The sequence below is a fragment of the Corallococcus aberystwythensis genome (genome assembly GCF_003612165.1).
Lineage (GTDB): Bacteria > Myxococcota > Myxococcia > Myxococcales > Myxococcaceae > Corallococcus > Corallococcus aberystwythensis.
Genome location: NZ_RAWK01000319.1, coordinates 1 through 10,244 on the forward strand (window position 1 = coordinate 1; position 10,244 = coordinate 10,244).

The window sequence follows — 10,244 nt, forward strand, 5'->3', positions numbered from 1 at the left end:
GGGCCATGGGGCGGGGGGACACGCTTGAAGCCATCAACGGCCAGCCCTGAGGCCCACCGGCCTCCGCCGCCCGCGCGCCGGGTGCTGATGACCACCGACACGGTGGGCGGCGTCTGGTCCTATGCGCTGGAGCTGTGCCGCGCGCTCTGTTCCCGGGGCGTGTGCGTGGACCTGGCCACGATGGGCGCGCCGCTGTCCGGCGCACAAGGGCAGGAGGCCCGCGCGCTGCCCGGGCTCACGGTGCATGAGAGCACCTGGCGGCTGGAGTGGATGGACGCGCCCTGGGACGACGTGCGCGCCGCCGGCGAGTGGCTGCTGTCGCTGGAGGCCCGGCTGTCGCCGGACGTGGTGCACCTCAATGGCTACTGCCATGGCGCGGGGCCCTTCCGGGCGCCGGTGCTGGTGGTGGCGCACTCGTGCGTCCTGTCCTGGTGGGAAGCGGTGAAGGGCGAGGCCGCTCCGGCCTGCTACCAGCGCTACCGCGAGGAGGTCGCGAAGGGGCTTCATGCGGCGTCCGCCGTGGTGGCGCCCACGCGGGCCATGCTCGATGCCGTCCGGCGGCACTACTGCGCGGTTCCCCCTTCGCGCGCGAGCCTCCGCCCGGGCGGTCACGAAGACGCACCCCGGGGCGTCAGCGCGTTTCCTTCCGCGAGGGTCATCCCCAACGCACGGCGCGCGGAGGACTTCGTGCCCGCGGCCAAGGAGCGCTTCGTGCTCGCGGCGGGACGGCTGTGGGACGAGGCGAAGAACCTGGCCACGTTGGACGCAGCCGCAGCCGGGCTGCCTTTCGACGTCCATGTCGCCGGAGCCGCCCTGCACCCGGGGAGTGGCGCCGTGGTGGCGACGCGCAACACGCGGCCCCTGGGACACCTTCCGCCTCCCGTGCTCGCGCGGTGGATGTCGCGCGCGTCCATCTACGCGCTGCCCGCGCGCTACGAGCCCTTCGGCCTGTCCGCGCTGGAGGCCGCGCTCGCCGGCTGCGCGCTGGTGCTGGGGGACATCCCCAGCCTGCGCGAGGTGTGGGGGGACGCCGCGTGCTTCGTGCCGCCGGACGAGCCCCGGGCGCTGGCGCGGGCCCTTCACTTCCTCATGAGCCACCCGAACGAGCGCGAGGCCCTGGCGGCACGGGGCCGCCAGCGCGCGCTCACCTTCACACCCGGCCGGATGGTGGAGGCCTACCTGGGCCTCTACGCGAGCCTCTCCCGGCTGGAGCGCCGCGTGTCCTGACAACCCGAGGAGCCTGCCCATCCATGCGTGTCATCCTCTTCTGCCATTCCCTGCTGTCGGACTGGAACCACGGCAACGCCCACTTCCTGCGCGGTGTGGTGACGGAGCTGTCCGCGCGCGGCCACCCGGTGCGCGTGCTCGAACCCGAGGACGCCTGGAGCTTCCAGCACCTCCTGGAGGAGCCCCACGGCGTGGCCGCGCTCAACGAGGTCCGCGCGTTCTACCCGCGCGTGCGCCCGGAGCGTTACACGCACGACTCCCTGGACCTGGAGGCCGTGCTGGACGGCGCGGACCTGGTGCTGGTGCATGAATGGACACCCCCGGACCTGGTGCGCCGCATTGGCGAGCACCGCCGGGACGGGGGCCGCTTCCGCCTCCTCTTCCACGACACCCACCACCGGGGCGTGAGCGCCCCGGATGCGATGGCCCGCTACGACCTGTCCCAGTACGACGGGGTGCTCGCCTTTGGCGACGCGCTCCGGGAGCTGTACGTGAAGCAGGGCTGGGCCCGGCGCGCGTGGACCTGGCACGAGGCCGCCGACGTGCGCGTGTTCCATCCGCACCCGCGCAACCGCGAGGTGCGGGACCTGGTCTGGATTGGCAACTGGGGCGACGACGAGCGCACGAAGGAGCTGGACGAATTCCTCCTGGCGCCGGTGCACGCGCTGGGGCTGACGGCGCGAGTGCACGGCGTGCGCTACCCGGCCCCGGCCCTGCGCGCCCTCTTCGACGCGGGCATTGAATACGCCGGCTGGCTGCCCAACCACCGCGTGCCCCTGGCCTTCTCCCAGGCGCGCGTCACCGTGCACGTGCCCCGGCGGCCCTACGCCACCCAGCTGCCCGGCATCCCCACCATCCGCCCCTTCGAGGCGCTGGCGTGCGGCATCCCGCTGGTGTCCGCGCCCTGGGAGGACACGGACGGGCTCTTCACTCCGGGCCAGGACTTCCTCGTCGCCCGGGACGGAGCGCAGATGCGGCGGCACCTGTCCATGCTCGTCGCGGACGCGGAGATGCGGCACGCCTTCGCGCAGGCCGGTCTGCGCACCGTCCTGTCCCGGCACACCTGCGCGCACCGCGTGGAGGAACTGCTGGGCATCTGTCAGACACTGGGGATGTCCGGCGACGTCCTCCAACCGCAGTCCTCCGAAAGGGTCTTCGCATGAGCCGCGGCCTGCGCATCGCCTTCTTTGGTTCGAGCCTGGTGTCCGCGTACTGGAATGGCGCGGCCACCTACTACCGGGGCCTCATCCGCGCCCTGCACGCGCGCGGCCACCACGTCACCTTCTACGAACCGGACGCCTACGGCCGGCAGGAGCACCGCGACATCCAGGACCCGGATTGGGCCCGCGTCGTCGTCTACGCGAACGACCGGGGCTCGCTGGATGAGTGCCTGGACGACGCCTTCGGCGCGGACGTGGTGGTGAAGGCCAGCGGCGTGGGCACCTTCGATTCCTACCTGGAGGCGCGGGTGCTGGAGGTGCGCCGCTCCGGCTCCCAGGTGGTGTTCTGGGACGTGGACGCGCCCGCCACGCTGGAGCGCGTGGCGAAGGACGCCAACGACCTCTTCCGCCCGCTCATCCCGAAGTACGACCACATCCTCACGTACGGCGGCGGCGCGCCCGTGGTGAACGCGTACCGCGAGCTGGGCGCGAAGCGGTGCGTGCCCATCTACAACGCCCTGGACCCGGACACGCACCACCCCGTGGCGCCGGAACCGCGCTTCGCCGGGGACCTGGCCTTCCTGGGCAACCGGCTGCCGGACCGCGAGGCGCGCGTGGACGCCTTCTTCCTCAAGGCCGCGGAGGCGCTGCCCCGCTCGCGCATGCTCCTGGGCGGCAGCGGCTGGGAGTCCCGCGTCCTGCCCGCCAACATCGTGCGCCTGGGCCACGTCTACACGCAGGACCACAACGCGCTGAACTGCTCGGCGCGCGCGGTGCTCAACATCCACCGCGACAGCATGGCGCGCTTCGGCTTCTCCCCCGCCACGCGCGTCTTCGAGGCCGCGGGAGCGGGCGCCTGCCTCATCACCGACGCCTTCGAGGGCGTGGAGCAGTTCCTGGAGCCCGGCCGCGAGGTGCTGGTGGCCCACTCCGGAGAAGAGGTCGCCGAGCACCTCCAGCGCCTCACCCCGGAGGACGCGAGGCGCATGGGCCAGGCGGCGCTGCGGCGCGTGCTGGCCGAGCACACGTACGCGCACCGCGCGGTGGAGGTGGAGGCGGCGCTGGGCTACCGCGCCCCGGCACGTGAGGGGACAGCGTGATGGCGCCGCAGCACATGCACATCGTCATCCTGGGGCTGTCCATCACCTCCAGCTGGGGCAACGGCCACGCCACCACCTACCGCGCGCTGGTGCGGGAGTTGGTGCGGCGCGGGCACGACGTGCTCTTCCTGGAGCGGGACGTGCCCTGGTACGCGGCGCACCGCGACCCGAGCGGCACGTGGGCCGGGCGCACGGAGCTGTACGCCAGCCTGGACGACCTGCGCGAGCGCTTCGCCTCCGAGGTCCGCAAGGCCGACCTCGTGGTGGTGGGCTCCTACGTGCCGCAGGGCGTGGACGTGGGCGCGTGGGTGCAGGGCACGGCGAAGGGCGTCACGGCCTTCTACGATCTCGACACGCCGGTGACGCTGGCGAAGCTCGAGCGCGGGGACTTCGAGTACCTCGCGCCCCACCAGGTGCCCGGCTACCAGCTCTACCTGTCCTTCACCGGCGGGCCCACGCTCGGGCGCATTGAACGGGAGCTGGGCTCGCCCGCGGCCCGGCCGCTGTACTGTAGCTGCGACCCGGAGCTGTATGGCCCGGGCGGCGGGAAGCCGCGCTGGGACCTGGGCTACCTGGGCACGTACAGCCACGACCGGCAGCCGGTGCTGGAGCGGCTGATGCTGGACGCGGCGCGCGGCTGGCCCGAAGGACGCTTCGTCGTGGCCGGGCCCCAGTACCCCGAAGGCGTGGTGTGGCCGCCCAACGTGGAGCGCGTGCAGCACCTGGCGCCGCCGGAGCACACGGCCTTCTACACCGCCCAGCGCTTCACGCTGAACGTCACCCGCGCGGACATGGTTCGCGCCGGGCACTCGCCCAGCGTGCGGCTGTTCGAGGCGGCCGCGTGCGGCGTGCCCGTCATCAGCGACGCATGGGAGGGGCTGGACACCTTCTTCAGGCCGGGCCTTGAAATCCTGGTGTCGCATGACACGCGGGAGACGCTCGGCTACCTGCGCGAGCTGCCGGAGTCTGAGCGCCAGGCGGTGGGCCAGCGGGCCCGGGAGCGGGTCCTCGCCGAGCACACGGCGGCGCACCGCGCGCGGACGCTGGAGTCATATGCGCGCGAGGCCGCGTCCGGCCGCGCGCCCTGAAGCGTGAGGTGAGGGGGCGGGGGCCATGAAGATCGCCGTCATCGGGACGGGCTACGTGGGGCTGGAGCTGGACCTGCTGCGCGCGGTGGAGGCCACCAACGCGCGGCAGAAGCAGAGCCTGCTCACCAAGGCGCACCGGCACGATGGGGACCTGTCCCGCCACGCCTTCGCGGTGTGGGGCTGGCCTTCAAGCCGAGGACGGACGACATGCGCGAGGCCCCGTCGGTGGACCTCATCGAGGGGCTCCTGACCGCGGGCGCGCGCGTGCAGTGCCACGACCCGGTGGCGGGCGAGGCCGCGCGGCGCTGCTTCGCGGATCGCGTGTCCTACGCCTCCACCTGCTACGACGCGGCGGAGGGCGCCGACGGCCTCTTCCTCGTCACCGAGTGGAGCGAGTTCCGCCACCCGGACCTGCGCCGCCTGAAGTCGCTGATGCGCCGCCCGGTCCTCTTCGATGGCCGCAACGTGTTCGACCCGGAACAGGCGCGCGGCGAGGGCTTCACCTGCTTCGGCGTCGGGCGGGGTTGAAAACCGGCGCGGCGGGGCGCATCGATGGGCGTGCATGGCCTCGCCTCCGCCTCCCAAGCCCTGCGCTGTCTGCGGCCGGGCCATCACCTGGCGCCGGAAGTGGGCGCGCGACTGGGAACAGGTGCGTTACTGCTCGGACGCGTGCCGGTGGAAGCGGACCGGGGCGCGGGATTCCCCGTGGGAGGCGCGCATCCTGGAGCTGCTCTCCCAGCGGGCGGGCGGCGCCACGATATGCCCATCGGAGGTGGCCCGGGCCACCGGCGGCGAGGACTGGCGCGCGAGCATGGAGCCCGTGCGCGAGGCGGCACGCAGGCTGGTCGCGCGAGGCGTGCTGGACATCGTCCAGGGGGGCCGGGTGGTGGACCCGTCCACCGCGCGAGGGCCCATCCGGCTGCGCCTGCGCGGCTGACGTGTCCCGGGGTGTGGCGCCCTGCACAGGGCGTTCACGGGCGGCGGAATCGCGCTTGCGCGCACATGGAGGCTCCGGCTACGCGCCGCCCCATGGCCCACGACACGAAGCCCGCATTCGACATCATCCTGTGGGGCGCCACGGGATTCACCGGCCGCCTGGTGGCGGAGTACCTGGCGCGCACGCAGGACACCCACCGCGCGAAGTGGGCCATCGCCGGGCGCGACGAGGCGAAGCTGGACCAGGTCCGCTCGGAGCTGGTGAAGGTGCGGCCGGAGTTCGCGGACCTGCCGGTGGTGCTCGCGGACGCGAAGGACGCGGCCTCGCTGGACGCGATGGTGGCGCGCACGCGCGTCATCATCTCCACCGTGGGCCCCTACGCCCGCTACGGCAACGAGCTGGTCGCGGCCTGCGTCCGCGCCGGCACGGACTACTGCGACCTCACGGGTGAGGTGCAGTGGATGCGCAAGACCATCGACGCCCACGACGCGCGGGCGCGCGAGACGGGCGCCCGCATCGTGCACACCTGCGGCTTCGACTCCATCCCCTCCGACCTGGGCACGCTGATGGTCCAGGACTACATGCGGGAGAAGCACGGCGGCCACTGCGACCAGGTCCGCTTCCACCTGACGCGCATGCGCGGCGGCTTCAGCGGCGGCACCATCGCCAGCATGATGGACACGCTGGCGGCGGTGAAGGCGGACCCGTCCCTCAAGAAGGTGCTGACCAGCGCCCACGCGCTGGACCCCGAGCCCTCCCGGGGCACGAAGGAGGAGCGCGACCTGGCCACCGTGAAGAAGAGCCCGGACACGGGCACGTGGACCGCGCCCTTCGTGATGGCCACCGTGAACACGCGCGTCGTGCGGCGCTCCAACGCGCTCCTGGGCTACCCGTGGGGCCGCGACTTCTTCTACTCGGAGGTCTCCGACTTCGGCCCCGGGCCCAAGGGGCTCGCGCTGGCCGCGGCGACCACCGCGGGGCTGGGCGGCTTCATGGCCGTGTCGAACGTGGACCCCGTGCGGGAGCTCCTGGAGAAGCACGTGCTGCCCGCGCCGGGCCAGGGCCCCTCCGCCACCGTGCGCGAGCGGGGCCACTTCGAGGTGCGGCTTCTGGGAGAAGGCCAGTCACCCAAGAGCGGCCAGCGCGTGAAGGTGGAGGGGAAGGTCGCGGCGCAGGGGGACCCGGGCTACGCGGCGACGGCGCGCATGCTCGCGGAGTCCGCGCTGTGCCTCGCCTTCGACACCCTCCCCAAGCGGGGCGGAGTCCTCACCCCCGCGTCCGCCATGGGCATGGTGCTGGTGGAGCGCCTGCGCAAGGCGGGGATGACGTTCGAGGCGCACGACCGCGCCGTTTGAGGGCGCGTCCGCTTCAGTCGCGCAGGTAGTGGCAGGTGTAGCCGCCGGGGTTCTTCACCAGGTAATCCTGGTGGTAGCCCTCGGCGGGCACCCACTCCCCGGCGGCGGTGATTTGCGTGACGACGGGCCGGGACCACTTGCCGGACCTGCCCACGCGGGCCTTCACCGCCTCCGCCGTCTGCCGCTGCGCGTCCGACAGGTAGAAGATGGCGGAGCGGTACTGCGTGCCCACGTCGTTGCCCTGGCGGTTGAGCGTCGTCGGGTCGTGCATGCGGAAGAACCACTTCTCCAGCAGCCCCTCGTACGTCAGCAGCTTCGGGTTGAAGACGACGCGCACGGCCTCCGCGTGCCCCGTCTCCCCGGTGTGCACGTCCTCGTAGGTGGCGCCCTTCGACGCGCCGCCCGTGTAGCCAACCTCCGTCTCGATGACGCCCGGAATCTTCCGGAGGATGTCCTCCATGCCCCAGAAGCACCCGCCCGCCAGGTACGCCGTCTCGCGCGAGGCCTCCGTGGGGGCCGCCGCCTTCGCCAGCACGGCGGCGCCCGCGGCCGGAGCCATCGCGCCCTGGGGCTCACCGGGGGCCGCGCGGCCAAAGGACGGCAGCCACGCGCCATAGCCCTTCGCGGCCAGCTCGTTCACGGGGATGAAGCGCAGCGACGCGGAGTTGATGCAGTAGCGCAGGCCCGTGGGCTCCGGCCCGTCCTCGAAGACATGGCCCAGGTGCGAGTCGCCATCCTTCGAGCGCACCTCCACGCGCTCCATGCCCAGGCTGCCGTCGCTCTTCTCCACCACGTGTGCCTTGTCCAGCGGGCGGGTGAAGCTGGGCCAGCCGGTGCCGGACTCGAACTTGTCGCGCGAGGAGAACAGCGGCTCGCCGCTGACCACGTCCACGTAGAGCCCTTCCTCGTGGTGGTTCCAGTACGCATTGCGGAAGGGCGGCTCGGTGCCCTCGTGCTGCGTCACCTGGTAGGCCGTGGGGGACAGGGTGCGCTTCAGCTCCGCGTCGGACGGCTTCGAGTACTTGCGGCCGTCCTGCACCGGGGCGGAGGCCGTGACCGCCGCCTTCGTGCCGGGCGGAGCGCCCCTCGCCTCGGTGCACGCGCTCAGCGCGGCGGCGAGCACCAGCGCGGCGGGCCACAGCCGGCGTGCCACGGAGAGCCGGGTGGGGGAAGACACTGCACGGGCGGACGACATGGGACGCGAAGCCTCCGGGCACCCTTGGAAAAAGGGCGCTTCCCTCTCTTACGCGGGACCCCGGGGGACGGTTACGGCGGGTTGTGGACACCTGCCAGCCGGGCGGGCCGTCCTGCGTCTTCCCGGAAGGCGGGGCAGTGGCCGGAGAAGGTCCGGAGGCGCTACGGTTCCCGGCAGGACCGGGAGGCAGGCGATGAGCCGGGGACGCGGGTCGAAAGGCCCCATCGGACGGGTGACGGGCATCTCGCGCGCGGAAGGCGCCAGCGTCATCCTTCGCATCCGGGCGCTCCAGAGCGTGGAGGGCGCCGCGCCGGTGACGGACCGGAACACGCCCCGGCGCTCCTTCGCGGAGGTGATGGATCGCCACGCGCAGGGGCTCCACACCGCCGAGCCCCTGCCGTTTCCCGTGGCGCCCAAGCCCCTGCCGCCTCCCGTGCGCGGTCACGAGGACGAGGAGTTGATGACCGCGGAGCCCGCCCCCGACACCTTCGTCGGGCTCATGTGGTCCAAGCTGAAGCGCTCCCGTTAGCGCTCCCGCCAGGCCGGCATCACCACGTCGCCGCGAGCCCACCCAGGGACACGTAGTCCTGGCTCGCCATGTCGTTGCCGGAGTGGAGGTCCGCGGGAACGCTGCGCGTCCGCGTGGCGGTGACGCGGTAGGACAGGCCCAGGCTGGAGCGCGGCAGCGGCGCGCTGAAGCGCAGGAGGGCGGTGTCGCCCACGGCCAGCGGGCCCACCTCGCACTGGAGCGCGCCGGAGGCCATGTGGCAGTCCCGGGTGGACGCCAGGAGGCCCGGAGGCAGGGCCACGGTGATGACGGCCCGGTTCAGCGGATCCGGCCCGTGCTGGGTGACGGTGAGCGTGTAGTCGATGCGTGGCTCGGACACGCCCCGCCTCGGGACGGCGGTGAGCGCGACGCCCAGGTCCGCGGAAGCCGCGGCGCGCAGCACGGACATGTCATTTCCCCGGGCGTTGGCGGTGACCACATCTGGCTTCAAATCGCCGTCGAGCAGGCCGACCGCGAGCGACGCGGGCCCCTTGCCGGTGGGAAGCAGCGTGGCCGTGCCGAAGGCGCCGTGGCCCTGGCCGGGCAGGAGGGACACGGTGTTCTCCGCGAAGTTCGCGGTGACCAGGTCCAGCGTCCCGTCGCCGTTGAAGTCGCCCGGAGCCACGAAGTACGGCCCGCCCCGCACGGGGAAGTCCGCGCGCGAGGGGAACGCGCCGGTGCCATTTCCGTGCAGCACGGACACGCTCCGGCCCCGGAAGTTCGCGGTGACCAGGTCCTGCTTCCCGTCGCCGTCCACATCCACCACCGCGATGGAGTAGGGCGCGTTGCCCGTCGCGAAGTCCATGCGCGGCCGGAACGTCCCGTCCCCGTTCCCGAGCAGCACCGACACCGTGTCCACGAAGTTCGCGGTGACGAGGTCCGCCTTCCCGTCGTGGTTGACGTCGCCCACCGTCACCGCGAACGGGTTGGTCCCGGTGGTGATGTCCTTCATGGACGCGAACTGTCCGGAGCCCCGGTTCAGCAGCACCGACACGGAGTCATCGAGCGCGTTGGCCGTCACCACGTCCAGGCGGCCGTCGCCGTCGAAGTCACCCACGTCCACGGACGAGGGCTCCGCGCCCACGGAATGGTCGGTCCGCGCGCTGAACGTCCCATCGCCGCGTCCCAGGAGCACGGACACGGTGCCGCCGAAGTGGCCTGTGACCGCGTCCAGGTGGCCATCCCCGTCGAAGTCCCCCACCGCCACGGCGGCAGGCAGCGCGCCGGTGGGCCGCTCCACACCGGGCGCGAACGTCCCATCCCCCCGGCTCCGCAGCACGGACACGGTGCCCGCGGTGTGGTTCGCCGTGATGACGTCCTTGCGCCCGTCCTCATCGAAGTCCCCCAACGCCACGGCGCGCGGCCCCATCCCCGTGGGAACTGCACGGGGCGCGTCAAGCAGCGGCCGGGGCGGGCTTCCCGCCATGCGCGGCAGGGCCATGGCCATCAGCCCCGCGACGCTGAACACCAGCACGCCCGCATGGGCCATTCGTGGGTTTCGCATGTCCTTCCCCCTCTCCAGGCCCTGAACCGGCAAGGCCGTGGTAACGCGGTTTCCGTGACATCCCCGCGTGATGGTGAAGAAGTAGGAAGGAGCGCCGCGCCGCGCCATGCGTCCTGGGGGAGGGTGGGGGC

9 protein-coding genes and 1 pseudogene are annotated in these 10,244 nt (G+C 72.7%); 8 read left to right on the plus strand and 2 right to left on the minus strand.

Features of this window, described 5'->3' with window-relative positions:
- Positions 1 to 87: 87 nt before the first annotated feature.
- The 7 genes and pseudogenes from D7W81_RS35810 (at position 88) to D7W81_RS35840 (ending at position 6,867) form a co-directional block, all read left to right on the plus strand.
- Positions 88 to 1,227 carry a glycosyltransferase family 4 protein gene (locus D7W81_RS35810; RefSeq protein ID WP_120559879.1) on the plus strand — a complete coding sequence of 380 codons (1,140 nt, stop codon included), beginning with the start codon at positions 88 to 90 and terminating at the stop codon, positions 1,225 to 1,227.
- A gap of 23 nt (positions 1,228 to 1,250) precedes the next feature.
- Complete coding sequence (locus D7W81_RS35815) at positions 1,251 to 2,390, plus strand: CgeB family protein (protein WP_120559872.1); 1,140 nt, start codon at positions 1,251 to 1,253, stop codon at positions 2,388 to 2,390.
- Positions 2,387 to 3,487: a CgeB family protein gene (locus tag D7W81_RS35820; protein ID WP_120559873.1), complete on the plus strand. Its 1,101-nt coding sequence runs from the start codon at positions 2,387 to 2,389 to the stop codon at positions 3,485 to 3,487. Before D7W81_RS35815 ends, D7W81_RS35820 begins: the two co-directional genes overlap by 4 nt.
- Positions 3,487 to 4,575 (plus strand): CgeB family protein, encoded by a 1,089-nt coding sequence (locus D7W81_RS35825; RefSeq protein ID WP_244227672.1) that lies wholly within the window; start codon positions 3,487 to 3,489, stop codon positions 4,573 to 4,575. The genes D7W81_RS35820 and D7W81_RS35825 overlap by 1 nt, the downstream gene beginning before the upstream one ends.
- A gap of 55 nt (positions 4,576 to 4,630) precedes the next feature.
- Positions 4,631 to 5,103: pseudogene (locus D7W81_RS35830) on the plus strand (UDP binding domain-containing protein); the annotation flags it as partial.
- Between the two features lie 34 nt (positions 5,104 to 5,137).
- Positions 5,138 to 5,512: a DUF2256 and DUF3253 domain-containing protein gene (locus D7W81_RS35835; protein WP_120559874.1), complete on the plus strand. Its 375-nt coding sequence runs from the start codon at positions 5,138 to 5,140 to the stop codon at positions 5,510 to 5,512.
- Between the two features lie 92 nt (positions 5,513 to 5,604).
- On the plus strand, positions 5,605 to 6,867 hold the full coding sequence (locus D7W81_RS35840) for a saccharopine dehydrogenase family protein (RefSeq protein WP_120559875.1): 1,263 nt from the start codon (positions 5,605 to 5,607) through the stop codon (positions 6,865 to 6,867).
- Between the two features lie 13 nt (positions 6,868 to 6,880).
- Here D7W81_RS35840 and D7W81_RS35845 read toward each other — a convergent pair whose 3' ends face one another.
- On the minus strand, positions 6,881 to 8,062 hold the full coding sequence (locus D7W81_RS35845; RefSeq protein WP_120559876.1) for a bifunctional methionine sulfoxide reductase B/A protein: 1,182 nt from the start codon (positions 8,060 to 8,062) through the stop codon (positions 6,881 to 6,883).
- 193 nt (positions 8,063 to 8,255) lie between these two features.
- Here D7W81_RS35845 and D7W81_RS35850 point away from each other — a divergent pair, with 193 nt between their 5' ends.
- Positions 8,256 to 8,591, plus strand: a complete 336-nt coding sequence (locus D7W81_RS35850; protein ID WP_147445745.1) for a hypothetical protein — start codon at positions 8,256 to 8,258, stop codon at positions 8,589 to 8,591.
- A 19-nt stretch (positions 8,592 to 8,610) separates the two neighbouring features.
- On the opposite strand, the gene D7W81_RS35855 is transcribed toward D7W81_RS35850, so the two are convergent.
- Positions 8,611 to 10,113 (minus strand): FG-GAP-like repeat-containing protein, encoded by a 1,503-nt coding sequence (locus D7W81_RS35855; RefSeq protein WP_158621762.1) that lies wholly within the window; start codon positions 10,111 to 10,113, stop codon positions 8,611 to 8,613.
- Positions 10,114 to 10,244: the final 131 nt, after the last annotated feature.